Source organism: Methylobacterium haplocladii (assembly GCF_007992175.1).
Classification (GTDB): Bacteria; Pseudomonadota; Alphaproteobacteria; order Rhizobiales; family Beijerinckiaceae; genus Methylobacterium; species Methylobacterium haplocladii.
Genome location: NZ_BJZT01000006.1, coordinates 114,662 through 138,266, shown reverse-complemented (window position 1 = coordinate 138,266; position 23,605 = coordinate 114,662). Strand labels below are relative to the sequence as shown.

The 23,605-nt window shown below is 69.4% G+C and carries 19 protein-coding genes, 1 pseudogene and 1 riboswitch; of the genes and pseudogenes, 8 read left to right on the top strand and 12 right to left on the bottom strand.

All coding sequences use genetic code 11. The features are described 5' to 3' along the window. Positions 1–804: pseudogene (locus MHA02_RS04180) on the top strand (phosphoenolpyruvate carboxylase); the annotation flags it as partial. Between the two features lie 119 nt (positions 805–923). Here MHA02_RS04180 and MHA02_RS04175 read toward each other — a convergent pair. Beyond that, positions 924–1,790 carry an MBL fold metallo-hydrolase gene (locus MHA02_RS04175; RefSeq protein WP_147076811.1) on the bottom strand — a complete coding sequence of 289 codons (867 nt, stop codon included), beginning with the start codon at positions 1,788–1,790 and terminating at the stop codon, positions 924–926. Between the two features lie 212 nt (positions 1,791–2,002). Between MHA02_RS04175 and MHA02_RS04170 the strand changes: the two genes are divergently transcribed. Beyond that, positions 2,003–2,707 carry an HAD family hydrolase gene (locus MHA02_RS04170; protein ID WP_147076809.1) on the top strand — a complete coding sequence of 235 codons (705 nt, stop codon included), beginning with the start codon at positions 2,003–2,005 and terminating at the stop codon, positions 2,705–2,707. A 516-nt stretch (positions 2,708–3,223) separates the two neighbouring features. Next, complete coding sequence (locus tag MHA02_RS04165) at positions 3,224–3,436, top strand: hypothetical protein (RefSeq protein ID WP_147076807.1); 213 nt, start codon at positions 3,224–3,226, stop codon at positions 3,434–3,436. Between the two features lie 128 nt (positions 3,437–3,564). Here the strand turns inward: MHA02_RS04165 and MHA02_RS04160 are convergent, their stop codons facing one another. The 3 genes from MHA02_RS04160 to argH all read right to left on the bottom strand — a co-directional run bounded on the left by MHA02_RS04160 (position 3,565) and on the right by argH (position 6,166). Beyond that, the gene (locus tag MHA02_RS04160; RefSeq protein ID WP_238180210.1) at positions 3,565–4,233 is read right to left on the bottom strand and encodes an invasion associated locus B family protein; all 669 of its coding nucleotides are present in this window, start codon (positions 4,231–4,233) and stop codon (positions 3,565–3,567) included. Between the two features lie 158 nt (positions 4,234–4,391). After that, a complete protein-coding gene (locus MHA02_RS04155; RefSeq protein WP_147076805.1) occupies positions 4,392–4,676 on the bottom strand; it encodes a hypothetical protein in 285 nt (94 codons plus the stop codon). 104 nt (positions 4,677–4,780) lie between these two features. Next, positions 4,781–6,166: an argininosuccinate lyase gene (gene argH, locus MHA02_RS04150; protein WP_147076803.1), complete on the bottom strand. Its 1,386-nt coding sequence runs from the start codon at positions 6,164–6,166 to the stop codon at positions 4,781–4,783. Positions 6,167–6,202: 36 nt separating this feature from the next. Between argH and tlpA the strand changes: the two genes are divergently transcribed. Beyond that, a complete protein-coding gene (tlpA, locus tag MHA02_RS04145; RefSeq protein WP_147076801.1) occupies positions 6,203–6,838 on the top strand; it encodes a thiol:disulfide interchange protein TlpA in 636 nt (211 codons plus the stop codon). Positions 6,839–7,020: 182 nt separating this feature from the next. After that, the gene (nhaA, locus tag MHA02_RS04140; RefSeq protein ID WP_147076799.1) at positions 7,021–8,238 is read left to right on the top strand and encodes a Na+/H+ antiporter NhaA; all 1,218 of its coding nucleotides are present in this window, start codon (positions 7,021–7,023) and stop codon (positions 8,236–8,238) included. A gap of 35 nt (positions 8,239–8,273) precedes the next feature. Here nhaA and MHA02_RS04135 read toward each other — a convergent pair whose 3' ends face one another. Further along, on the bottom strand, positions 8,274–8,615 hold the full coding sequence (locus MHA02_RS04135) for a hypothetical protein (protein WP_147076796.1): 342 nt from the start codon (positions 8,613–8,615) through the stop codon (positions 8,274–8,276). Between the two features lie 204 nt (positions 8,616–8,819). Here MHA02_RS04135 and MHA02_RS04130 point away from each other — a divergent pair, with 204 nt between their 5' ends. Beyond that, the gene (locus MHA02_RS04130) at positions 8,820–10,013 is read left to right on the top strand and encodes a YncE family protein (RefSeq protein ID WP_147076795.1); all 1,194 of its coding nucleotides are present in this window, start codon (positions 8,820–8,822) and stop codon (positions 10,011–10,013) included. A 3-nt stretch (positions 10,014–10,016) separates the two neighbouring features. Here MHA02_RS04130 and MHA02_RS04125 read toward each other — a convergent pair whose 3' ends face one another. The 6 genes from MHA02_RS04125 to MHA02_RS04100 all read right to left on the bottom strand — a co-directional run bounded on the left by MHA02_RS04125 (position 10,017) and on the right by MHA02_RS04100 (position 16,861). Next, on the bottom strand, positions 10,017–10,691 hold the full coding sequence (locus MHA02_RS04125; protein ID WP_147076793.1) for a haloacid dehalogenase type II: 675 nt from the start codon (positions 10,689–10,691) through the stop codon (positions 10,017–10,019). Between the two features lie 116 nt (positions 10,692–10,807). After that, on the bottom strand, positions 10,808–11,170 hold the full coding sequence (gcvH, locus tag MHA02_RS04120; RefSeq protein ID WP_147076791.1) for a glycine cleavage system protein GcvH: 363 nt from the start codon (positions 11,168–11,170) through the stop codon (positions 10,808–10,810). A 26-nt stretch (positions 11,171–11,196) separates the two neighbouring features. Beyond that, entirely contained in the window at positions 11,197–12,372 is a 1,176-nt protein-coding gene (gene gcvT / locus MHA02_RS04115) for a glycine cleavage system aminomethyltransferase GcvT (protein WP_147076789.1), read from the bottom strand. Positions 12,373–12,601: 229 nt separating this feature from the next. Next, a riboswitch (glycine riboswitch) is annotated at positions 12,602–12,701 on the bottom strand. A 198-nt stretch (positions 12,702–12,899) separates the two neighbouring features. Further along, positions 12,900–13,148, bottom strand: coding sequence for a hypothetical protein (locus tag MHA02_RS04110; protein WP_147076787.1), 249 nt, complete (start codon positions 13,146–13,148; stop codon positions 12,900–12,902). A 258-nt stretch (positions 13,149–13,406) separates the two neighbouring features. Beyond that, the gene (locus tag MHA02_RS04105; protein WP_147076785.1) at positions 13,407–14,123 is read right to left on the bottom strand and encodes a PhoH family protein; all 717 of its coding nucleotides are present in this window, start codon (positions 14,121–14,123) and stop codon (positions 13,407–13,409) included. A gap of 377 nt (positions 14,124–14,500) precedes the next feature. Next, positions 14,501–16,861, bottom strand: coding sequence for an ATP-dependent helicase (locus tag MHA02_RS04100; protein ID WP_147076783.1), 2,361 nt, complete (start codon positions 16,859–16,861; stop codon positions 14,501–14,503). 117 nt (positions 16,862–16,978) lie between these two features. On the opposite strand from MHA02_RS04100, the gene MHA02_RS04095 reads away from it, so the two are divergent. Together MHA02_RS04095 and MHA02_RS04090 are read left to right on the top strand one after the other, a co-directional pair. Next, on the top strand, positions 16,979–17,236 hold the full coding sequence (locus tag MHA02_RS04095) for a hypothetical protein (RefSeq protein ID WP_147076781.1): 258 nt from the start codon (positions 16,979–16,981) through the stop codon (positions 17,234–17,236). Between the two features lie 162 nt (positions 17,237–17,398). Further along, positions 17,399–21,022 (top strand): AsmA family protein, encoded by a 3,624-nt coding sequence (locus MHA02_RS04090; RefSeq protein ID WP_147076779.1) that lies wholly within the window; start codon positions 17,399–17,401, stop codon positions 21,020–21,022. A 266-nt stretch (positions 21,023–21,288) separates the two neighbouring features. On the opposite strand, the gene MHA02_RS04085 is transcribed toward MHA02_RS04090, so the two are convergent. Beyond that, positions 21,289–23,604: a TonB-dependent receptor family protein gene (locus MHA02_RS04085; RefSeq protein WP_147076835.1), complete on the bottom strand. Its 2,316-nt coding sequence runs from the start codon at positions 23,602–23,604 to the stop codon at positions 21,289–21,291. Position 23,605 lies beyond the last annotated feature (1 nt).

Here is a 23,605-nt window from a genome sequence, read left to right as displayed (position 1 = left end):
CGGCCCGCCGCCCGCCAGTCCGATGGCGGCGGCCCGGTGACGATCACGCATCCGCGCCAGCTGCGGGCGATCCCGAACAACGCGATCCTGCAGCAGCTCGGCTTCCTCGCGAACTCGCTGCACGGCATCGGCCGGGCCGCCTCCCGCGCGCCCGACATTTTTCGCAGCATGCGAGAGGAGTCGGTGCGCTTTTCCCGCGCCTTCCGCCTCGTGCAGCATGCGGCCAGCGTCGGCGACCTCGACGTGCTGCGCGCCTATGTCGACACCCTCGATCCCGCCGTCTGGCTGGAGCGCGCCCGCCGCACCCGCCGCGACGGGCGCCGCGACGAGCTGATCGTGGTGGCAAGCGCCCTGGAACGCCTGAACCTCGCGCCGGACCTGCGCCGGCTGTTCGGGCGCCTGACCTGCGACTGGCTCGCCCTGCAGAGCGCGGCGCCCGATCTCGCCACCATGTCGGCGCGGCTGACCCTGCTGCACGCCATCCGCCTCGCCCTGATCCACCGGATCTGGTTCCTGGCCGTCCACATCCCGAGCTTCCGGCCGCAATCGGGCCTGACGCGCGACGCGCTGCTGGAGCGCTTTCTGCGGCTCGACATCGATGGGTGCCTCGCGCTCCTCGACGAGGTGTTTCCGATCACGCCCGACCCGACGCTCGGGCTCAATTTCGGCGAGGCCCCCGGCCCGCGCGACGTCGGCACCTACGAGGCGGAACACGCCACCCTGTTCGAGCCGATCCGGCGGCTGTTTCTGCGCGTGCGCGAGATCTCGGGGATGATCCAGCACGAAGTCGGGGCGTTCGGGTAGCTCCCGTCGTCATTCCGGGGCCGCGAAGCGGAACCCGGAACCCACGATGGGGCGCGCGGCATCACGGGTCGGTTCCGGGTTCTCGCCTTCGGCGAGCCCCGGAATGACCGCGATGGCGCTCAGACCTTGAGCGTCTCCATCGGCACCGGCGCCGCATGTGAGCGGCCCGACAGCAGGCTGTCCAGCAGCGCGAGCACCTCCGGCCGGCCGCAATTCGCCGCCGGCTCGAACGGCGTCCAGGTCTGGGTGAAGTCGAGACGCTCGAAGACGTCGCGATAGCGCCGCAGCTCGTTGGGCGTGAGCGGCACGCCGCGGACGAAGGCCTTGTGGGCCGAGATCGTCAGGGCGCGGCGAAAGTTTTCCGGGTCGAGCTCGAACTTGAAGGCATCGCCGCAGAAGCAGATTTTTCGCTTGCGGTCGAACAGCACGGCGTGGCCGTCGAAATGGCCGGCCGTGCGGTGTAGCTCCAGCCCCGGCAGCGGCTCTAGAAAGTCATCGTAGGGCCAGGAGACCTGCAGGGCCGCGCTCCAGGTGAAGTCGGCGGCCGGCAGGCAGAGTTCGGGGTCGAAGCGGTCCTGCAGTTGCGGCAGGGCGCCGTAGGCATGCGGGTGCGAGGAGGACAGCACCTGCATCCCGCCGAGCGCCGCGATCTTGTCCAGCGCCGCCGTGCTGAAGACCGGGCAGCCCTCGAAGCCCATGTTGCCGTGGTCCGTCTGGACCAGATAGGCGCTCGGGCCGATGCCGGTGACGGGGTCGTTCCAGAAGCGCCAGACGCCCGGTTCCAGCTCCTCCCAATGGCAGGGAAACGCGGCCTGCGCTTCGCGCTCACTGAGGAACCGCCAGCCGGTCTGCGGCACGACGTGGCGCGCATCGAGGCACATCGGGCATTGCAGCGGCGTCTCGAAATGCCGCTGCCAGAAGCCGCAATTGTCGCAGGTGAAGCCGGGGAGCTTGAGCGCTCCCGCGAAAGGCAGGTAGCCGGGCAATGTCTTGTCGTTTCCGTCGTTTCAGACATGAGGGACGCAAGGCGCGGGCGGGCCTTGCGTGCTCGACGGGCATCCTAGCCTCGCATGTGCCGCGTTGCCACCGATCGGCGCGCCATGCCAGGACGCGGCCGAGATATCCGTCGGCATGCGCGGCCCCTTCCCTTCCCACAAGGGGGAGGAGAGTGCCCACATCAGCGACTGCAGGAGACCGAATGCGCCGAGAGGATGAGACCGGATCGAAGCGTCCCGCCCTGGTGATCTTCGATTGCGATGGCGTGCTCGTCGATTCGGAGCCGCTCAGCCTCGGCACCCTCACCGCCGCCCTCAACCGCATCGGCGTCGCTATCGATGTCGAGACCGTGCGCAGCCGCTTCGCCGGCACCTCCATGACCTCGATCATGGAGCACATCGCCCACGACTATCCCGGGATCGCCGTGCCGGACGACTTCGTCGCGGCGGTGAAGACGGAGACGCTCGGCGTGTTCGACCGGGAACTCCGCGCCATGGCCGGCGTGGCGGCGGCCGTGCAGGCTCTCGACATCCCGACCTGCGTGGCCTCGAGCAGCGATCCCGTGCGCCTGCGCCACTCCCTGACCCTCACCGGCCTCCTGCCGCTCTTCGACGGGCGGCTCTATTCCTCGGCCATGGTCCGGCACGGAAAGCCGGCGCCCGACCTGTTTCTCCATGCCGCCGCGGAGATGGGCGCAGAGCCCCGGGACTGCCTCGTCATCGAGGACAGCGTGCCCGGCGTGATCGCGGCCTGCGCGGCCGGCATGCGCGTCCTGGGCTTCACCGGCGGCGGCCATTGGGGCCACGACCGGGCTGGCAGGGATCTTGCTGAAGCCGGAGCCGGCCACGTCTTCCAGGACTATCGGCAACTTGACGAACTGCTCGACGGATTGCTCGGCAGGTACTGATCGTCTTACAGGCTAGAGATGCACGACCCAATCGTGCGCATTCTAGTCTTAGTACGATTCCAAGCTCCATGGAGATTAACACAAGATAGATCTGCGAGGTGTGGCCCCGGCATCGAGATTCTTTCGCAGTCGCAGCGAACTTCGAAATAACTTTCCGTTGACCCCAGGAACCCGAGCGAGCACACTGTTGTTGTGTGAGATCGTCATACCGCGGTGATTTGAAGTGCATAGCTTGCGCCGCGTCATCAAACGCTAAAGCATCACGAAGCGCTTTCGCCTCGTGGTCCTTCATCGAGGAGGACTTTCCATGCTCCTGCCAATGAGCCTGACACTGTTTGCCAATAGCTCCCACCGGCCGGCCCAACGCTGTCGACGCTGAGGCATCGCGAGACCCGATATCTCGCATCCCCTCTTCCGTCGTTCTCGGCCCTCGCGTGGCCGCCGGAGATTTTCAGACCGATGACATCCCTTCAGCCTGCATTGAAAAGCGTATCCGATCCGATCCTCCACGAGCGCATGACGGCACGCGTGATCGAGGTCGGCGAGACCACGGCCGGTATCGCCGTGCCGGAGCATGGCGGCGTGCGCTTCTATTCGTCGGAGCGGAGCTTCGACACGCTCGACGGCACCCTCTTCCGCAGCTTCGAGCAGGCCACCCGCGCCGCCCGCGAGCGCTCGCGGCCGGGCCGATCCCTGCGGCATGAAGCACCGCGTTTGCAGGCGGTCTGACCGGACCTGCGCCAACCCCGTCATTGCGAGCCGTCGGCGAAGCAATCCAGGGCCACTCCCGAATGATGGGTGTGCTGCCCTGGATTGCTTCGCTGCGCTCGCAATGACGATGGCGGACCCGTTCGGCTCTACTTGCACTCCTCGCGTGCGCGCTTCACCGCATCGCCGAATCCCCCCAGCGCGTAGTCGTCGCTCGTGGGTTTTCCGCGCATCGAGGTGGTGCGCACCGTCGCGGTCGGAGCCTTGGACATCTCGGTGACGATGCGGGCCTCCTCGGCCTGATTCTGAACCCAGGCGTTCTCGTCCTTCACCACCAGCCCGAAGCGCGTGCTGCCGAGCGCCAGATACGGATCGGTCTTGCCGGCGGGCGCGCCGGGCTTCGCCTGAGACACGGCCGGCTTCGGCTTGAAGCCGAACATCACCGCGATCTCGTTCTGGACGTTCTCGCCCTTGCGGATCGTCACGAACAGATAGGCGGTGTCGCGGGCGAGCGTGCTCGGAGAGCGCGTCTGCGGCTGGGCGATGGCGTAGCAGACGCGGGCCTTGCCCTGGCCGTTCGTGAACACGTTCCAGTCGCCGAACGTCACGACCGGCGTCGCCTGCTGCATCCCCGGCGGCAGGGCCGTCTTCTTGTCGGTTGCGGCACCCTCGTCGACCGGTGCCTCACTCCTGGGACGGCCACGCCGCGCCTGCGCATCGTCGAAGCCAGCGCTGACGGCAACGATTGCCAGCGCGACGAGGCACGACAGAACGACACCAGGAACTCTGGCTGGGGAAGGACGGCTCGGACGAAGCATCGGTGGAGTCCCGGAACGCAAACGGTGACGCAGGGGAACAAGCGCAACCGCACGATATTACGGCGAAACTCCGCAAAATCGCCCCCGCGGGCGAAATCATCCACGCCAAGGAGGACCGCGCGCCGGATCGGCAGAACGCGCCGAGGCCGAAAAACGAATCAGGCCGCAGCGGCGTTCGCCTGCATTTCGGGGGTCATGGCGGCGGCCACCAGCGCGACGTCCGGCAGGTCGCTCACGGGGATTTCGATCACCGGCACCGCCACCTTGGCGGCGCGCTTGCTGGCCGGCGGATTGTAGGGAGTGTTGTAGGCCTTGCGGATCGACGCCCAGTAGGCGTCACGCTCGGGCTTGGAGAACCGGCTTAGGCGGTCCTCGATCATGGCGGTGGCAGCTTCGGCGAGAGCCGGGGTTTCTTCAGGGCTGATCCAGCTCTCGACGGCCATGGACGAACGGTCTCCGCTACGCTTGAGCGCCACCCATACCGGGGCCGACCTAGCTGGACTATGAACGCGCCAGGGTTCCGCCGGTTGCAGGGCACCATTTTTCGTCAGGCCGGCCCCAGAGCCGCGAGCCAGCGCTCGGCCTGCGCGCGGACGTTGGCCGGGGCGGTGCCGCCGTAGCTGGTGCGGCTGGCGACCGAGTTCTCGACGCCGAGCACCGCATAGACCGCATCGGTCAGCCGCGGCTCGACCTCCCGCATCGCGGCGAGCGGCAGCGCTTCGAGCCCGATGCCCTGGGCCGAGGCCAGCCCGACGAGGCGGCCGGTGACGTGGTGCGCCTCGCGGAACGGCATGTTCAGCTCCCGCACCAGCCAGTCGGCGAGGTCGGTCGCCGTGGCGTATCCGGAGCCCGCGGCGCGCTTCATCACCTCGGCCACCGGCTCGAGGTCGCGCACCATGCCGGCCATGGCGGCGAGGCACAGCGAGAGGGCGGGCAACGCGTCGAACGTACCCTCCTTGTCCTCCTGCATGTCCTTCGAATAGGCGAGCGGCAGGCCCTTCATCACGATCATCAGGCCGGTGAGCGCGCCGATGATGCGGCCGGATTTCGCCCGCACCAGCTCGGCCGCGTCCGGGTTGCGCTTCTGCGGCATGATCGACGAGCCGGTGGTGTAGCCGTCCGACAGCCTGACGAAGTTGAACTGGGCCGAGGTCCAGACGACCAGTTCCTCCGCGAATCGCGAGAGATGGATCGCGCAGATCGAGGCGGCCGCGAGCGCCTCCAGGGCGAAGTCGCGGTCGGCGACCGAATCGAGCGAGTTCGCCGTCGGCCGGTCGAAACCGAGGGCCGCCGCCGTGGCGTGCCGGTCGATCGGGAAGGAGGTGCCGGCGAGCGCCGCCGCGCCGAGGGGGCACTCGTTGAGGCGAACCCGCGCATCGCGGAACCGGCCGCGGTCGCGGCCGAGCATCTCGACATAGGCGAGGCAGTGGTGGCCGAAGGTCACCGGCTGGGCCGATTGCAGGTGGGTGAAGCCCGGCATCACCGTGCCGGCATGCTTCAGCGCCGTCTCGGCGAGCGCCCGCTGCAGATCGGCGGCTTGGGCATCGAGGGCGTCCAGCGTGTCGCGCACCCAGAGCCGCATGTCGGTGGCGACCTGGTCGTTGCGCGAGCGGGCGGTGTGCAGGCGCCCCGCCGTCGGGCCGACGATTGTCGTGAGCCGGCTCTCCACGGCCATGTGGATGTCTTCGAGCGCCCGGTCGAAGACGAAGCTGCCGTCCGCGATCTCGCCCTCGACGGTCTTGAGCCCGGCCTGGATCGCTGCCACATCCTCCGGCGGCAGGATGCCGGCCGCCCCCAGCATCGCGACATGCGCCAGCGAGCCGCGGATGTCCTGGGGGGCCAGCCGCTTGTCGAACCCGATGGAGGCGTTGATCTCCTCCATGATCTCGGCGGGGCCGCTCGCGAAGCGCCCGCCCCACATCCGGTTGCTCATGTCTGACAAAACCTTCCCGCCGGCCGGGCGCAGTTGATGGCGAACCGGGCCATTCTCGTCGCGGGCGGTGTTGCCGCCGCGCTCCTCGCTGGGCTCGCCCTATACGGGACCGGCTCGAAGCTCGGCAACCTCGCCGCCGCCGAGCCCTGCGCGGACGCCGCCGCGACCGTGGCGCGGATCGCCCCCCTCGCCCGCGGCGATGTCGCCGCCCTCGACACCAAGGGCGAGCCGAAGCCGGGCGTGGTCCTTCAGCTGACAGGACCGGACGGCGCCGCCACCAGCCTCGCCGCCCTCAAGGGCAAGGCGTTGCTGGTGAACCTCTGGGCGACGTGGTGCGCCCCCTGCAAGGCCGAGATGCCGGCTCTCGACAGGCTCCAGGGCGAACTCGGGGGCAAGAAATTCCAGGTCGTCGCGATCAACGTCGAGACGCGCAACCTCGACAAGCCGCCGAAATGGCTCGCCGACAACAACATCAGGAACCTCGCCTATTATGGCGACCCGGCGGGCAAGGTGCTTCCCGCCGTCCAGCAGCAGACCGGCACCATCGGCCTGCCGACCACGCTGCTGATCGACGCCCACGGCTGCGAGGTCGGCGTGATGAAGGGACCGGCGGATTGGGCCGGGGCGGAGGGAAAGGCTCTGATTACGGCGCTGATCGGGGGTGGGGCGTAGCCAGGGCTTCGAGGCATGTCGTCATGAACCCGCTCCGGTTTCCGTGAATGATCACCGTCATTCCGGGGCCGCAGAGCGGCGCCCCGGAATGACGGCGTGCAGATCCGGGATGACGGCTCGTCGGTCTCGGATCGTGGTCCGGGGCTTGTACCGGCGCGGCGCAACGCGCACGGCATCCCGCCATGAAGCCGCCGCCCAAAGCCGTCCGCGCCCTACCGAAGCGCGCCCGCCGCCCGATCTCGGCACTCCGCGCCTTTCTCGTTAGCGAGGCCAGCGGCGGTATCGTGCTCATGGCCGCCGCAGCAGCCGCCCTGTTGATCGCCAACGCGCCGCTGGGGGACGCCTACGCCCGCGCGCTCCACGCCCATCTCGGCCCGTTGAGCCTGCTGCACTGGATCAACGACGGCCTGATGGCGGTTTTCTTCCTGCTGGTGGGACTGGAGATCAAGCGCGAGGGGCTCGACGGGCGGCTGCGGACCTGGCCGGACAGGGTCTTGCCGGGCGTAGCGGCGGCGGCCGGCATGGTGGTGCCGGCCCTGGCCTACCTCGCCTTCAACCTCGGCACCGGCACCGCCCGCGGCTGGGCGATTCCGGCCGCCACCGACATCGCCTTCGCGCTCGGCGTGCTGGCGCTGCTCGGCCCGAGGGTGCCGATCTCGCTCAAGATCTTTCTCAGCGCGGTCGCGATCGTCGACGATCTCGGGGCCGTGGTGATCATCGCCCTTTTCTACACCGGCAGTCTCGATGCGACGATGCTCGCCGGGGCCACCGCCGTGCTGGTGGCGCTGTTCGTGCTCAATCGCAGCGGCGTGCGGGCGCTCTGGCCCTACCTCGCCCTCGGGCTCGTGCTGTGGGTGCTGGTGCTACGCTCCGGCGTCCACGCGACGGTGGCCGGCGTGCTGCTCGCCCTGTTCATCCCGATCCGCCCGACGCCGGGCAAGCCGGAGGACGCGGCCTCGCCGCTGCACCGGCTGGAGCACGGTCTGCACCCGTGGGTCGCCTTCCTGATCGTGCCGGTCTTCGGCTTCGCCAATGCCGGCGTCCGGCTGGTCGGCCTGCCGGCCGATGCGCTCGTCGCTCCGGTCACGCTCGGCGTGGCGCTCGGGCTGTTCGTCGGCAAGCAGGTCGGCGTATTGCTGAGCGTGCGCCTGGCGGTCGCCCTCGGCATCGCCCAGAAACCCGCCGGGGCGAACTGGGGGCAGGTCTACGGCGTCGCGCTGCTCTGCGGTATCGGTTTCACCATGAGCCTTTTCATCGGCGGCCTCGCCTTTGGTGACGGCCTGTACGAGACCGAGACCAAGCTCGGCGTGCTCGTCGGCTCCCTGCTGTCGGGGATCGCCGGCGCCGTCGTCCTCAAGCTCGCGACGCCGCGGGCGGCTCACGAAAAAGGCGCCCGGTAAGGGGCGCCCGATCGTTCGTCGCGAGGCGATCGTGCCTACTCGCAGACCTCGACGCGCTTGTAGGTGAACTCGGCCTCGTCGAGCCAGACCTTGCGGCGCTCGTAGTGGCAGACCGGGCCGCGGCGCGGGCGGACATAGACCGGCACGGGCTCTTCCTCGACATAGACCGGGCGCGGGCCGGGCGGGGGCGCAGCACCGCCGTTGAGCATGGCGCCGAGCGCCACGCCGCCGAGCACGCCGGCCGCCGCGCCGCCGATCAGGGCGCCGTTGCGGCCGTCGCGGGCATCGGCATGGCCGGCCGCAGCAAGAGCCAATGCGCCGATGACGGCGGCGCGAAATCCGTGATGAACGAGTCCGAAGGACGTGGAGGCACGCACGCTTGCAATCTCCCGATGACGTTGAGCCGAGCTAAACAGCAGCGTGCTTAAAAATCCGGAAACGCGGCGGGGCGAATTCGTGCGCCGGGCATCCGGCGGGTACGCTCCGATCACGCCGCACATTGCCTTCCCGAGCCCGCGCCCCCACGCTTCGAGACGGCAACCCGGCAACGGGTCGCCAGGGGTCCCGGGGGAACGTACGACATGTCGAAAAAGCGGGCCGGATGCCTGGGGGTTCTCGCGGCTTTGTTGCTGGGGGCGAGCGCAGCCCAGGCGGCGCAGGCACCCGCCTTCATCCTCGTCGGCCTGGACGGAAAGACCTTCTTCGATCCCGAGGGCGACCGGAACGGGCCGAACGGGTCAGACGCGCTGGCCTTCATCGACGTCAGCGACGAGGCGCATCCGCAGGTCGCCACGACGATGCTGCTCGACAATTCCGTCTACGGGCCGCCGACGAACCTGCAGATCACACCCGACGGCCGGCTCGGCCTCGTGGCGAGTTCGGTGACGATGCACCGGGAGGGGGAGGGGACCGACGCGCCCTTCTACGCGAAGCCCGACGACCGGCTGCACGTCGTCGACCTGACGACGGATCCGCCGAGTCTCGTCGAGACCATCTCCGTCGGCCGCCAGCCCTCGGGGCTCGCGATCAACGGCGCGGGCGATCTTGCCCTCGTCGCCAACCGTGAGGGCAAGAGCGTCAGCGTGCTCACCATCGCGGGCACCAAGGTCACACAGATCGGGCTGGTGGAAGTCGGCGACGAGGCAGCCGCGGTGGCGATCTCGCCGAACGGCCGGCGCGCCTTCGTCACCAAGAACAAGGCCGGCAAGGTCGGCGTGCTCGCGATCGACGGCACCAACGTCTCCTACGACCCGAAGCTGGACATGCCCGTGGGTGCCGGCGTCTATCCCGTCGAGGTGACGCCCGACGCCCGGTTGGCGCTCACCGGCAATACCGGCGGCTCGCCCTCCGACGGCAATGCCGACAGCGTCACCGTGATCGACGCCGATCTCTCCGTTCCGAAGGTGGTCGACTGGCTCGGCGTCGGCGACACGCCGGAATCCCTCGATATCGCCCCGGACGGCCGCCACGCCGCCGTCTCGGTGGTGCGCGGCGCCTCGGCTCCCCATGCGAGCCCGAACTACACCAGGACCGGCCTCGCGGTGCTGCTCACCATCGATCCCGAGGGGTCAGTCCGCGTCACCGGTGCGGCGGAGGCCGGTGCGGTCACCCAGGGCATCGTGTTTTCGCCCTCCGGCCGCTACGTCTACATCGGCAACTACGCCGACCGGAACTTGCAGGTCTACCGCGTCGAGGGCGACGCCATCGTCGCGACGGGGTTCAAGCTGCAACTGCCCGGCCAGCCGGCCTCGATGCGGGGGCGGGCCCGGGGGTGAGGCTCACAGCAGCCCGCGAAGATCCTCCACCACGGCGGCTGGCGGCAGGTCGGGATACTCGTCCGGCAGGCCGGTGCGGTTCACCCAGACCGGGGTGAAGCCGAAGGCCGACGCCCCCGCGATGTCCCAGCGGTTCGAGGAGCAGAACACCACTTCGCTCGATGTGACGCCGAGCCGGTCGAGCACGAGCTGGTAGGCGCGCGGCGCGGTCTTGTAGGTCTGCGCACCGTCGACCGAGAGCACCGCGTCGAGGCGGTCGCCGAGGCCGGCGGAGGCGACGGCGCGATCCAGCATGGCTTGGTTTCCATTGGAAAATATTGCCGTTCGCAGCCCTCCAGCGCGCAGTCGGGACAAGACCGTCGGGACCTCGGCATAGGCATCGAGATCGCGGTAGGCGTCGAGCAGCGGCGTGCGCAGGGTGCGGTCGATGCCCGGGTGCTTGGCCAAGGCGAAGTCGAGCGCCTGTTCGGTCAGCGACCAGAAGCTCCGGTACTGCCCGATCAGTCCGAGCACCCAGCTGTATTCGAGCTGCTTGACCCGCCATAGCGCCGAGAGCGCTTCAGCTTCGGGCCCGATCGCTTCGGCGTGGCGGTTCACCGCCGCGTTGACGTCGAACAGCGTGCCGTAAGCATCGAACACGACATGTGTTTTGCCGGCGAGTATTTGGAAGCTTGGCATAAGACCTTTGGCGGCGGATGCCGTGTTGCCATGCTTTCGCACGGCTCGCCAGGAGCGCGAACCCCTCTCCCGCAAAGGGAGAAGGTTTTCCGGCGTCCCGCCTCGTCCGAAAATCCCTACTGCGCGAACGCCGCATAAGCCGCCTCGTCCATCAACCCATCCATGGCCGAGACGTCGTCGAGGCGGATCCGGTAGAGCCAACCGCCGCCCTGCGGGTCGCTGCCGACGCCGGCAGGGTCGGCGACCGCGCCGTCATTGACCTCCGTCACCTCGCCCGAGAGCGGTGCGTAGACGTCGGACGCCGCCTTGACCGACTCGACCACGGCGGCCGCCTCGCCCTTCTTCAGCTTCGCCCCGACCTTGGGCAACTCGATGAACACGAGGTCGCCGAGCTGCTCGGCGGCGTGGCTCGTGATGCCGACCGTGGCAACGTCGCCGTCGAGCTTCAACCACTCGTGCTCCTCGGTGAATCTCAGCATGGGTCGCTCCGTAAGGGTGAGGGGAATCAGCTGCGCTTGAATCCGGCTGGGACGAAAGGCATCGCCGTGACGGTGAGCGGCAGGCGCTGGCCCCGGAGTTCGGCGAACACGCGGGTACCGGGCTCGGCGAGGGGCGTCGGCAGGTAGCCCATGGCGACGGGGGCCCCGAGGCTCGGTCCGAAGCCGCCGGAGGTGACGGCGCCTGCGGGCTCCGGGTCATCCTCGCCCGCAAACAACGAGGCGCCGGCGCGTACGGGCGCTCGGCCCTCGGGCCTCAGGCCGACGCGGCGGCGCGCGGGGCCGTGCTGGATCTCGTCGAGGATACGGTTCGCCCCCGGAAAGCCGCCGGCGCGGGCTCCGCCGGGGCGGCGGACCGGCTGGATCGCCCAGAGCAGGCCGGCCTCGACCGGCGTGGTGCCAACATCGATGTCGGCGCCATGCAGGCAGAGCCCGGCTTCGAGCCGCAGCGAGTCGCGGGCGCCGAGGCCGACCGGCAGCACGTCGGCATCGGCCAGCAGCGCCTCCGCGATCTCTTCGGCACGGTCTGCGGGTATCGAGATCTCGAAGCCGTCCTCGCCGGTATAGCCCGATCGGGCGACGAGGCAGGGCGCGCCGAGGATCGTGGTGGCGCGGGCATCCATGAAGCGGATGCCGTCGATATCGGCGGTGAGGCGTGCCAGCGTCACATGCGCCTGTGGCCCCTGCAGGGCGATCAGCGCGTCGGGGATGGCTTCGAGGTCGATGCCTTCGGGGAGGTGCGCACGCAGATGCGCGGCGTCCTGCTCCTTGTTGGCGGCGTTGACGACGATCAGGAAGCGGTCGCCGAGGTTCGCCACCATCAAGTCGTCGAGAATGCCGCCGGCCTCGTTGGTAAGGAAGCCATAGCGCTGGCGCCCGGGCGCAAGTCCCAAAATGTCGATCGGAATCAGGGCTTCGAGGGCGCGAGCCGCTCCGGCGAGATCGCCCGAATCGGATCGCACGGAGAGCTGGCCCATATGCGAGACATCGAACAGCCCGGCCTGGGTCCGGGTGTGGAGATGCTCCTTGAGCAGTCCGGCAGGATACTGGACCGGCATATTGTAGCCGGCAAACGGCACCATCTTGGCGCCGTGGCGCAGGTGCAGCGCATGAAGCGGCGTGCGCTTCAATGCCTCCGACGGGGGAGGGCTCGGGCGGGTGATCTCAGCGGTGTCCGGGCTCATCGGCTCTCCACGACGATCGGTCCCCGGCCTGGCCCTCGCGGCCGGCCGGTTACCCCCATCTGTCGCGGGTACCTGAGAGCTTCCCTCACACTGCCGGGGCGGGGAGGTTTCTCTTTCGGTGGACTCCGGCGCATCTCTCGCAAAGCTCCCGATCATCGGGACTCAAACCCAGGCCTCGATGGCGCCGGGTCGGTTTTGCGAAAGCACGGTCGGCGCCTCTCTCCAGATGTCCAACGATGCGGTGATTGTGCCTGAGAGGTTCCGGGGGTGGTTGCTCCGTCGGCGCCATGACCGGTTCGCACCGGCCTGGGCTCTCCCACATCGTCCTTCACGGACACGTCAAGCTGGCATGAGGCCCTGTAACGTGCAAGGGCCGGGCGTGTCGCTTCCGTCATCGTCGCCAGAGCGAAGCCAGCGAGGGCCAAATCCGGACTGACGACATGATCGCGCCGGACCGCTTCGCCCGTGGTTCGCAGGATGGAATGCCGGACGTAGGAAGGGGCCCCGGAGGGCCCCTTTTTCGTCGATTACATGCGGTTCATCATGCGGCGGTTCATGTCGCGGCGCATCATCTTCCGCTCCATGTGACGGCGCATCATCTTGCGCTCCATGTGACGGTGCATCATGCGGCGCTCCATGCGGTCCATGCGCACGGTCGAGGTGGTCTCGGGGGCGGTCACGCCCATCGGAGCTCCCGGAGCAGCCGAAGCCGAGGTCGCGAAAGCGGCGCCGCCGAGCGATGCCAGAACGGCCACGGCAAAAGTCAGTTTCCTCACGAAGAACTCCAATTCTTATTTTCAAAGGCGAAGCGACCGGTTCGTTCTACCCCTGCGTACAACGATAGAATGAACCGTGTTCGGGGCCTCAACCCCTCAGCCCCCGATGTCGTTGCATCACGGGTGCGGCATTCGCCGAGCTTTTTCCGACGGACGCTCGGCCGGCAGCACGCGGCGCTCCCACCGGCGTCCCATCATGAACAAGCGGCCACGCGGCGCGAAGAGCGGTTCGACGCCCAAGGGTCGAACCGCTCCGCGTCAGAGCTTCGCTTCCTCGAAGGCGCGCACCCATTCCGCGCAGGCGCCCGAGCGGACGATGTCGTCGAGGGTGAATTCGACGATGGGGATGTTCATCAGCCGGCTCTTCACGAGATGGATCACGGTGCGCAGGCCCGAGGTCTCGCGCAGGTCGGTCTGCGAAACGTCGCCGTTGATGATCACCTGGCAATCGTCGCCGATGCGGGTCAGAAACATCTTGATCTCGGCGACCGTGGTGTTCTGGGCCTCGTCCAGGATCACGAGGCAGTTCTTGAAGGTGCGCCCGCGCATCACCTCGAAGGGCACGATCTCGATGTCGCCGGTCTTGAGGGCGATCTCGAAGGCGGCGGCGCCCATGCGCTCCTTCATGGTCTCGGTCAGCGGCGCAACCCAGGGGGCGATCTTTTCCTCGAGGCTGCCGGGAAAGAAGCCGAGGCTGCGGCCCGAGGCGACGTTGGGGCGGGTGATGATGACTTTCGCGATGCGCCGTTGTCTGAGTAGATCCGCGGCACGGGTCCCCGCGATGTAGGTCTTGCCGGTGCCGGCCGGCCCCAGGACGATGACCTGTTGGGAGACGGCGAGGGCGTCGAGGTATTCGCCTTGCCGGTCTGTCAGCGGTTGGATCGGGGCGAGATGGCGTTCTTCGTCGAAACGGGTGCGGTGTAGGCGTGCGGTACGATCTTCAACCAGTTCAAGCCGTGCGCGTCGTCTTTTCATCGATCAACACTCCACCTGGACCTTGATGCCCTGAGACTGGAAAATCTTTCGACCTGTCTGAACTTACACTGCCGAGCTCCTTTTACTGCGACTGTACGCGAAGTCTTGCAAGAGCAAAGCCAAAGCCCCTCCAACAGTTCCCACGACATGCGCGAGACCTGTGGACTGCGTCTTCCGAGCAACGCACATCGCAGAGCCGCACGACGCGCGTATGACTCGCGAGACGATTGCGACGTTGGCTTGGAGGGGCAGAAAGGGAGGCGCCTCGTCGGCACCTGAGGTGGACCGGAATGACGGGATCGCCGTCAACACCATCGCCCTCGCTCGCCCGCTTCGGGGCGATACCGGCCGGACTCGCAAAAGCCCGGCGGGACGCCTCATCCAGGTTGGACGAAGCTGTCGAGCACCATCTTGCGGCCGGCCTTGTCGAAGTCAACGGTGAGCTTGTTGCCGTCGACTCCGGCGACTGTTCCCGGGCCGAACTTGGTGTGGAAGACGCGCATCTGTTCCGAGAACGTCGAGGCCGAGCCGGTGGATTTCGCCACCAGCTCGCCCTCGATCTGGCGGGGCCCACCGGAGCGGCCCGTCGTCCCGCTGCCGAAGGTGCCCCCGAACTTCTGGCCGGTATTGGCCTGCGCCCTCTGCCAGCCCGGCGTGCCGTAGGACGAGCCGAACGGCGTCGGGTTGCGGTCGAAGCGCGAGGCGCCGGCCTGGAAATGGGCGGGCGCGTCGAGCACCTCGACGGCGCCGGGCGGCAACTCGTCGATGAAGCGCGAGGGGATGGTGGAGTTCCACATCCCGTGGATACGCCGGTTCACGGCGAAGCTGAGCTTCGCGCGCTTCCGGGCGCGGGTCAGCCCGACATGGGCCAGGCGGCGCTCTTCTTCCAAGCCCGCACGGCCGCTCTCGTCCAGTGCCCGCTGGTTCGGGAACAGGCCGTCCTCCCAACCCGGCAAAAACACGGTGTCGAATTCCAGGCCCTTGGCGGCGTGCAGCGTCATCAGCGAGACGCGGTCCGCGCCCTCCGTCTCGCTCGCCTCCATGACGAGGGAGACGTGTTCGAGGAAGGCGCCGAGATCCGGAAACTCCTCCATCGAGCGGACGAACTCCTTGAGGTTCTCGAGCCGGCCGGCGGCGTCGGCCGAGCGGTCCTTCTTCCACATGTCGGTGTAACCCGACTCTTCGAGAATGGTCTGCGCCACCTCCGATTGCGGCTGCGTCTCCACCAGCCGCGCCCACCGCGAAAAGCTCTCGACGAGGCCGCGCAGCATCGAGCGGGCGCGGGGCTTCAGCTCGTCGGTCTCGATGAGTTTTCGGGAGGCGGCGAGGAGCGGGATGCGCTCGGCGCGGGAATAGGCGTGGAGCACCTGCAGGGTCGCGTCGCCGAGGCCCCGCTTCGGCGTGTTGAAGATGCGCTCGAAGGCGAGGTCGTCGGCAGGGTTGGCGGTGACCCGTAGGTAGGCCAGCGCGTCGCGGATCTCGGCGCGCTCGTAGAAGCGCGGGCCGCCGATGACGCGGTAGGGCAGGCCGAGCTGGACGAAGCGGTCCTCGATCTCGCGCATCTGCGCGGAGATCCGCACCAGCACGGCGATCTCGGAGAGCGGGTGCTGTTTCCGTTGGAGCTGCTCGATCTCCTCGCCGAGACCCCGCGCCTCCTCCTCCGAATCCCAGGCGCCGGTGACGGTGACCTGTTCACCGGGCTCGGCTTCGGTCCGCAGGGTCTTGCCGAGCCGGCTCTCGTTCTTGGCGATCAGTCCGGAGGCGGCGGCGAGGATGTGGCCCGTGGAGCGATAGTTGCGCTCCAGGCGCACCACGACGGCGCCGGGAAAATCGTGCTCGAAGCGCAGGATGTTATCGACTTCGGCGCCGCGCCAACCGTAGATCGACTGGTCGTCGTCGCCGACGCAGCAGACGTTTTTTCGGAGTTGCGCGAGGAGCCTGAGCCAGAGGTATTGGGCGACGTTGGTATCCTGGTACTCGTCGACGAGGATGTAGCGGAACCGGTTCTGGTAGTTCTCCAGGACGTCGGGGTTCTCCCGCCACAGCTTGAGGCAGAGCAGCAGCAGATCGCCGAAATCGGCGGCGTTCAGGGTGGCGAGCCGGGCTTGGTAGGCGGTGTAGAGGGCGCCCCCCTTGCCGAAGGCGAAGGCCTGGGCCTCCCCCGGCGGCACCTGCTCCGGCAGCAGGCCGCGGTTCTTCCAGCCGTCGATGACGTGGCCGAGGGCGCGGGCCGGCCAGCGCTTCTCGTCGATGTTCTGGTCGAGGATGACCTGCTTCATCAGGCGGAGCTGGTCGTCCATGCCGAGGATGGTGAAGTCGGATTTCAGCCCGACGAGTTCGGCGTGGCGCCGAAGGATCTTGGTGCCGATGGCGTGGAAGGTGCCGAGCCAGGGCATGCCCTCGCCCGCCGGCCCGATCAGCGATCCGATCCGGTGCTTCATCTCCCGGGCGGCCTTGTTGGTGAAGGTCACCGACAGGATGTCGTAGGGCCGGGCCTTGCCCGTCGCGATGAGGTGGGCGATCCGCGTCGTGAGGACGCGGGTCTTGCCGGTGCCGGCGCCCGCCAGCACGAGGACCGGACCCTCCGTCGCCTCGACGGCGCGGCGCTGCTCGGGGTTCAGGCCGGAGCTGTAGGCGGCCGCCTCCGGCCTCAGGGAGGCCATGGCACGGGCGGCGATCGAGAGGGCTGCGGGCTGCTCGGGGGCGTCGCCGCCCGACTCGTCAGGCTGGTACTTCATTCGGGCATCCCTGGACCAAAACGCGAACGCCGTCGAGGCCCGGACGGGAACCGCAGATCCCCCCTGCGCGTCGTTTTCCCGAAGCTCGTCCCAACCCGAAATCCAGCAGGAGCCGTCATGCGCGCCCGCATCCTCGTCCTCTCGTCCGCCCTCGTCCTCGCCGGCCTGAGCCCGGCCTTTGCCCAGCTTTCCGGCGGCGTCGGCTCGTCGAACGCCGCCAACCAGTCCTTCCAGCAGCAGAATTCCTTCCGAGGCCTGCAGCAGCAGCAGACCTTCAACCGGAACGAGGCGAACGCCCAGAACCGCAGCAACCAGCTCTACAACAACTCCAATGCCGGTTCTCAGGCTTACGTCCCGCGCCGTCGCCACCGCTGAACCCTGCGCTGACGCCTCCGGGACACAGGCAGCCGCCGCGGCACTGTGCTAAGGCGCCGCATAGGAGGGCCGGCGCGGCCTCGGCTCGAACGGGCACGGTGACTGCGTCGGACTTCGTGAGGCCGTCCGGACACGGAGGCGGCGCGAGCGGAAACACGAACCGTGCGTGACACCCTGACCGCGCTCGCGGGCGCCGTCATCCTGATCCTGGTCGCGGCGCTCGCCGCCCCGCCCTTCGTCGACTGGACGGGGCGTCGGTCGCTCATCGATCAGGCGATCGGTTCCTCGCTCGGCTTGCCCGCGCAGAGCGACGGCCGCATCGAGGTCCGCTTCCTCCCCTATCCCCGCCTGCGGCTCGACCGCCTGCAGCTCGGAGACAATGCCGACAAGCCTTCCCTCGACCTGCGCTTCGTCAAGGCGGAACTGGCGCTGGCGCCGCTGCTGAAGGGCGAGCTGCGCTTCACCGAGACGCGGATCGGCCGGGCCGAACTCAAGCTGCCGGTGGACGAGGGCGACGCGGTGATGCTGCCCGGCAGCCTCCGCGAGGCGATCGGCGGCCGCGACCTCGTCATCGACGACCTGCGCATCCAGCAGGCGCTCGTGACCACGCTGGTGCCGGCCACCGGCCGCACCGACCAGTTCGCCGCCGAGGGCCTACGCCTCAAGGCGCCCTCGCTCGCCGGCCCATGGCAGATGGACGGCGTCAGCGGCGGGGTCCCGTTCCGTCTCGCCAGCACCAAGATCGCCGCCGACGGCGCGACGGTGAAGATCTCGGGCGGCGGCGAGCGACAGCCCCGCTTCGAGGCCGATGCCCGTATCGTCCTGAAGCCCCTCGACCCCGCGGACGGTGCCAAGCCCCGGCGCCCGGGCGAACTCCGCGCCATGATCCCGGAGGCAGAGGGCTCGGCCCGTCTCGTGGTGGGGCCGCCGACGAAGGATGCCGGCGCGTCACTGCCGTTCTCGCTGGGCGGCAAGTTCAAGGCGCGCGGTCCGCTGCTGCGCTTCGAGGGCGTCAACGCCGAGATCGACCCGGCGGGCCACGCCGTGCGGCTCGCCGGCACTGGACAGATCAACCTGCGCAGTTGGCGCGCCGGCCTGACCCTCGAATCGCGCCGGCTGAACCTCGACGGGCTGCTCTATTCCTCCGCCGGGCAGGCCCTGCTCGCGCGCGGGCTCTCGGGCGATGCGGCACTGCCGGTGATGCTCGATCTCGATCTCAAGATCGAGAGCCTCGCCCTCGGCTTCGAGGACTGGTCGGACCTGCAAATGAAGGGGACCTTCGACCGCACCGGCGGCCTCGTCCTGCGCCGTTTCGCCGGCACCGCGCCAGGCGCGACCAAGGTGGAAGCCTCGGGCGAGTTCGACGGCGCCGCCGCGCCGCGCTTCACCGGTCATCTCGCCGTCGACGCCGCCAATTCCGAAGGGCTCGGCCGATACCTGCGCCGCCTCGACGTCGAGGGGCCGGCCCTGGCCCTGCTCGACGGCCGCCCGATCCAGGCGGCAACCGACCTCTCGGTCGCCGGGAGCGACCTCTCGCTCAAGGGTCTTCGCCTCGTGCTCGGCGAGGCCCGGCTCATGGGCGAGGCCCGCTATGCCAGGGGCGACGGCAGCACCCGCGGGCGGCTCGAGGCCAACCTGCAGGCGCAGGGCATCGACATCGCCGAGCTGCCCCCCGTCGGCGGTCTGCTGCCCTCGCTCGATCGTCACGATGTCGCCCTGACGCTTCGGGCACGGGACGTGCGCTACGGGCCGGCCGGCGCGCGCTCCGGCAACGGCACCATCGCGGCGAGCATCCAATCCGATGGGGCCAGCCTCGTCGTCGACCGCCTCGACATCACCGACCTCGCCGGGGCGAACGCCAGGCTCTCCGGCCGGATCACGCCGGACGGAGCCGGACGGATCGCCGGCCATGTCGGCGCCGCCACGGCCGCGCCGCTGCTCGCCCTGCTCGACCGGGTCTGGATCCCGGAGGCGCGCCTGCTGCCGAGCTTCCTGCGCGAGGGCGCGCTGGACCTCGACGTGAGCCTGGAACGCGAGGCCGGCGAGGCGGACACGCTCCGCACCACGGCCAAGGGCAAGGCTGCGGAGAGCACGATCGACGGCTCGCTGCTCGCGCGCGGCGGACGCCTCGACACCCTCGACGCCACCATCGCGGCGCCACGGGCCGGGCGCTGGTTCCGGCGCGACGACATCGCGGGCCTGCGCCAGCCGGCGAGCCTGACGCTCAGCGCGCGGCGCGCGGCGGGCGGGACCACGCCGCTGAGCCTCAGCGTCGCCGGCAGCATCGCCGGCCTGGAGCTGTCGACGGTGAAGCCGCTGCTCCTCGGCGCGGATTTCGGGCCGCCGGATGCGGGCACTCTCCGGGCGGTCACGGCGGATGCCGCGCCATTCGTGCCGCTCGCCGGCAGCGCGATGCCGGTGGCGGGGCCGCTGCCCGCGGACCTGACGATCGCTCTGTCGCGAAAGGGCGCAGACCTGCACGCCGAGGCGATCGGTCGTCTCGCCGAAGCGGATGTTTCGGCGAGCCTCGACCGCAGGCCAGACGGGGCGCTCGCCGGCAAGGCCGCGCTCGGCGCGCTCTCGCTGCCGGGGCTCACGGCGGCCCTCGTGCTCCCGACCGATCCGAAGGCGACGGCCAAGGACGCCGCCGGCTGGTCGGAGGCGCGATTCGTGCCCGCACCGACGCGTCCGCGTGCCGACGTGTCGCTAGCGGTCGGCCGGCTCGATCTCGGGCGCGGACTGATCGCAGAGGACGCCGCGTTCGAGGTGTCCCTCGACGGCGACGCGATGAGCCTCAAGAGCCTGTCCGGCCGTCTCGCCGGCGGGCGCATCACGGGATCGGCGACGATCGCCCGGCAGGGCAGCGGCGCCAGCGTCTCGGGGGAGGGGGCGCTGTCGGGCGTCGCGATCGGGGATCTCGCGAGCGCGAGCCCGATCCGCGGCACGCTCTCCGCGACCTTGCGCTACAGCGGCTCGGGCGAGAGCGCGGCGGCGCTGGCCGTCAATCTCGGCGGCAGCGGCGCGGTCACGCTCTCCGACATCGTCGTGCCGGGCGCCGACCCCGCCGCCATCGACCGGGCGCTGTCCCGTGCCCTTGCCGAGGACGATCCGCTGCGCGAGGGCCGGCTCCCGGCGATCCTGTCGGAGGAATTCGATGCTGCCGCGCTGTCTGCGAAAGGGCCGGTGACGACGCCGGTGACGCTGGCCGGCAGCACGCTGCGCAGCGGCCCGGTCGAGCTCGACCTCGGCGTAGCGCGCTGGAGCGGCGGCTTCGTCCTCGACCTGAGGGCCAAGCGCATCGAGGCCCGCGGTACGCTGACCGGTGCGTCTGTGCCGAAGGGCTGGAGCGGCGGCAAACCGGCGCTCCAACTCGGCTTCGTCGGCTCCTGGAGCGCACCGAAGCGCGAGATCGAACCGGGCGCGCTCGCCAACGGCCTCGCCGCTCTGGTCCTGCAGCGGGAGCTGGAAAAGATCGAGCAGTTCGAGGCCGACCAGGTCGAACGCCAGCGCCGCCGCGCCCGCATCGAAATGGACAAGGCCCGCGAGGCCGCGCTGAAGGCCGCGGCCGAGAAGGCGGCTCAGGAAAAGGTCGCGGCCGAGAAAGCCGCCAAGGAGAAGGCGGCCGCCGACGAGGCCGCGCGCACGGCACGGATCAGGGCGCAGCAGGCCGCAGCCGAAGAGCAGGCCCGTCAGGCCCGCGACCGCCAGAACGCCGAAGACGAGGGCCGCCGCATCCGCGGCGAGGTGCCCGCCGAACCCCTCGACATCCGCCCGCCGCAGCCCTGAGCGCATTTCCGGTCGATCGGATCGGTCTGGGGCACATCCCTCCTCGACCTTTGGGTGCGGTGGGCGCGCAGCGGCAGGAGGCGGCGCCGTCGTTGCCGGGCATCGGACGAGGCGCTGCCCGCTCCCACACGCTGGGCGCAGTTCCCGTCGACCAGACAGGCTGAGCGTCGCTTCGCTGCACCGGCCATGACGAGAAAGGCCTCCGACGCGATCGACCGGAGCGCCGATAGGACCGCCCGCGAGGAGGCGACGTCCAGGCCTGGCACTTAGAACGACAGCTTCATCCCGCAGACGACATTGCGCGGGGCGCCGGCGACGATCGATCCGGGGGTCGCGGCGAGGATCCCGGCGCCGTTCTCCGAGCCTGTCCTGGCGCTGATGGTATTCGTCAGGTTCTGCACCGAGGCCGCGTAGACCATGTCGAAGACGTTGCGCAGTTCGACGTAGAACGCGATCCGCTTGGCATAGCCGCCCGTGAGCGGCCGGCCGTAATGGAGGTTGGCGTTGACGATGGCGTAGCCGGGCACCGTCAGCCGGTTCGCCGCGTCGACGAAGACGCCGTCCTGGACGACCGTCTCGACGTAGCCGCCGAGACCCTGCCACGGCCCTGCGGCCTCGTCGTAGCCGATGCGGAGGAGAAGCTGGTTGGCCGGAACCCCCGGGATCGCGTTGCCGGCCCGGTCGAAGCGGGCGACGAAGGCGCCGGCGCTGAGTTGCTCCGTGAAGCGCGTGTAGATCTGGTCGTCGTAGGTATAGGCCGCCACGGCGCGCCAGCCGGGCGCGAAGGCCCAGTCGGCACCGAGCTCGATGCCGCGATGCTCGGAGGCCGGGACGTTGAAGGTGTAGGCCAGGAGGCCGGGGCCCGGCGACTGGGCGACCAGCTCGTTGCGGAAGAACTCGTAGAAGGTCGTGAGGCTCACACGCAGTCCGGCCCAGGGCGTCCAGTCCGCACCGAGATCGAAGCCGAGGTCTTGCTGCGTGCGGAGCCCGGTGTTGTTGCCGGGCAGACCCGCGACCGTGACGAACAGGTTGCTGGCCGTCGGGGTGGCGTAGCCGGTCGCGGCCCGTCCGCGAAACGCCCATTCCGCGTTCGGCCGATAGACGAGGGCGAGTTCCGGCGCGAGGTTGAGGAAGGAGCGGTCGGCCTCCGTCCGCGTCGTCGTTCGCCCGGCCGCGGAATAGGCGTAGGCAAGGCTGCGCCCGGCGATCCCGGATTTCTCGAGGCCGAAGCCGAACACGCCGGTCCAGCTGTCCGACAGCGCGACCTCGGTGCGTGCGCGGCCGCCGAGATTGGACTGCTCGGCGTCGATATCGCCGATCAGCGCGCCGAGCCGCGGGCCGCCATAGGGCGCACGATTGAAGGTCGTGGCGTGGATGTCGATCGTGGAATAGTTGAGGGCCACGCTGGCGACCGCGGGCAGTCCGAAAAAGTCGGTGCGCCGGGTCAGGTCGGCGAGCAGGTTGATCGACGGATAGCTGCCGCGCACGGAATTCACGTAGAACGGCTGATCGAAGTTGCGCTCGTCGAGAACGACCTGCGCCCGGCCCGTGGTCTCGGCGTCGAAGTCGTGTTCCCAGCGCGCGCCCAGGATGCTGCGGCGGTCGTTGCGGCGGAAGCCGCCCTCGTCCGCGGTGACCCCCACCGTCGGGCCGAAGGCGCCGTTGCGGGGCAGGTTCGTCAGCGTGCAGCCCGGCGCCGCGCTCGCCGCCGCCGCGCAGCCGCGCTGGTAGGGGTTGATCCGGAACTGGTTCAGCGAGGAGCGCGCGGGCAGGTCGGCGTCGACGTCGTTGTCGATCACCTTCAGGACGAAGCGGTCGTCCGGCGTCGGCGTATAGGTCGCCAGCAGATTGACCGTCTGCGTGTCGTAGGAGGCGTGATCCTGAAATCCGTTGCCGCGCGCATCGCTGGCGAACAGGCTGATCTCCACCGGGCCGCTGGCCCCGCCGACGGTAAAGTAACGGCTGAGAGAACCGAAGCTGCCGGTATCGCTGCCGATCTCGTAGCCGTCGATCGAGCCGCCGCTGCGCGTGTGGAAGGCGAGGGCGCCCCCCGTGGCGTAGTTGCCGAAGCGGGCCGATTGCGGCCCGCGGAACACGTCGATGCCGGCATAGGCGTGCGGGTCGGCGAGATCGAAGCGCGAGACGCCGTCCGGCTGGGTGAGGGGAAAGCCGTCCTCGAGCACCACGAGGTTCCGGGTCACCCGCGTCGAGCGGGCGTTGCTGCCGCGGATCGAGATGATGACGTCGCGTCCGCCATTGCCGGGACGGGTGGTGACGCCGGGGCTGTCGAGGAGCACCGTGCCGATATCGGCGGCCGGCCGGTCGTCGATCGGGCCGTTCCGTCCCACGCTGGAGACGGTGGTGCCGGCGTCCCGCGCGATCCCGGCCGATACAAGGCCCCATGGCTGCGACGGGCGGGCATCGCCGGCGACCGCCAGTTCCGGCAGCGTCACGCCGCCGTCAGGCGTCTGCGCCTCCGCGATGCTCCCCACGAGGAGCGAGGCCGCGATCAGGCCGGCGCCGATCCCTGCTCCGGACGAACGGCGGCGCGCGTCTCGCGAGACGCCGCCGACGTGAACCATG

Excerpts from the sequence above, each read along its gene's own strand:
- MHA02_RS04170 (WP_147076809.1), top strand. The coding sequence starts at position 2,003 with ATGCGCCGAGAGGATGAGACCGGATCGAAGCGTCCCGCCCTGGTGATC.
- MHA02_RS04165 (WP_147076807.1), top strand. The coding sequence starts at position 3,224 with ATGACGGCACGCGTGATCGAGGTCGGCGAGACCACGGCCGGTATCGCC.
- MHA02_RS04160 (WP_238180210.1), bottom strand. The coding sequence starts at position 4,233 with ATGCTTCGTCCGAGCCGTCCTTCCCCAGCCAGAGTTCCTGGTGTCGTT.
- MHA02_RS04155 (WP_147076805.1), bottom strand. The coding sequence starts at position 4,676 with ATGGCCGTCGAGAGCTGGATCAGCCCTGAAGAAACCCCGGCTCTCGCC.
- argH (WP_147076803.1), bottom strand. The coding sequence starts at position 6,166 with ATGAGCAACCGGATGTGGGGCGGGCGCTTCGCGAGCGGCCCCGCCGAG.
- tlpA (WP_147076801.1), top strand. The coding sequence starts at position 6,203 with ATGGCGAACCGGGCCATTCTCGTCGCGGGCGGTGTTGCCGCCGCGCTC.
- nhaA (WP_147076799.1), top strand. The coding sequence starts at position 7,021 with ATGAAGCCGCCGCCCAAAGCCGTCCGCGCCCTACCGAAGCGCGCCCGC.
- MHA02_RS04130 (WP_147076795.1), top strand. The coding sequence starts at position 8,820 with ATGTCGAAAAAGCGGGCCGGATGCCTGGGGGTTCTCGCGGCTTTGTTG.
- MHA02_RS04125 (WP_147076793.1), bottom strand. The coding sequence starts at position 10,691 with ATGCCAAGCTTCCAAATACTCGCCGGCAAAACACATGTCGTGTTCGAT.
- gcvH (WP_147076791.1), bottom strand. The coding sequence starts at position 11,170 with ATGCTGAGATTCACCGAGGAGCACGAGTGGTTGAAGCTCGACGGCGAC.
- gcvT (WP_147076789.1), bottom strand. The coding sequence starts at position 12,372 with ATGAGCCCGGACACCGCTGAGATCACCCGCCCGAGCCCTCCCCCGTCG.
- MHA02_RS04105 (WP_147076785.1), bottom strand. The coding sequence starts at position 14,123 with ATGAAAAGACGACGCGCACGGCTTGAACTGGTTGAAGATCGTACCGCA.
- MHA02_RS04100 (WP_147076783.1), bottom strand. The coding sequence starts at position 16,861 with ATGAAGTACCAGCCTGACGAGTCGGGCGGCGACGCCCCCGAGCAGCCC.
- MHA02_RS04095 (WP_147076781.1), top strand. The coding sequence starts at position 16,979 with ATGCGCGCCCGCATCCTCGTCCTCTCGTCCGCCCTCGTCCTCGCCGGC.
- MHA02_RS04085 (WP_147076835.1), bottom strand. The coding sequence starts at position 23,604 with ATGGTTCACGTCGGCGGCGTCTCGCGAGACGCGCGCCGCCGTTCGTCC.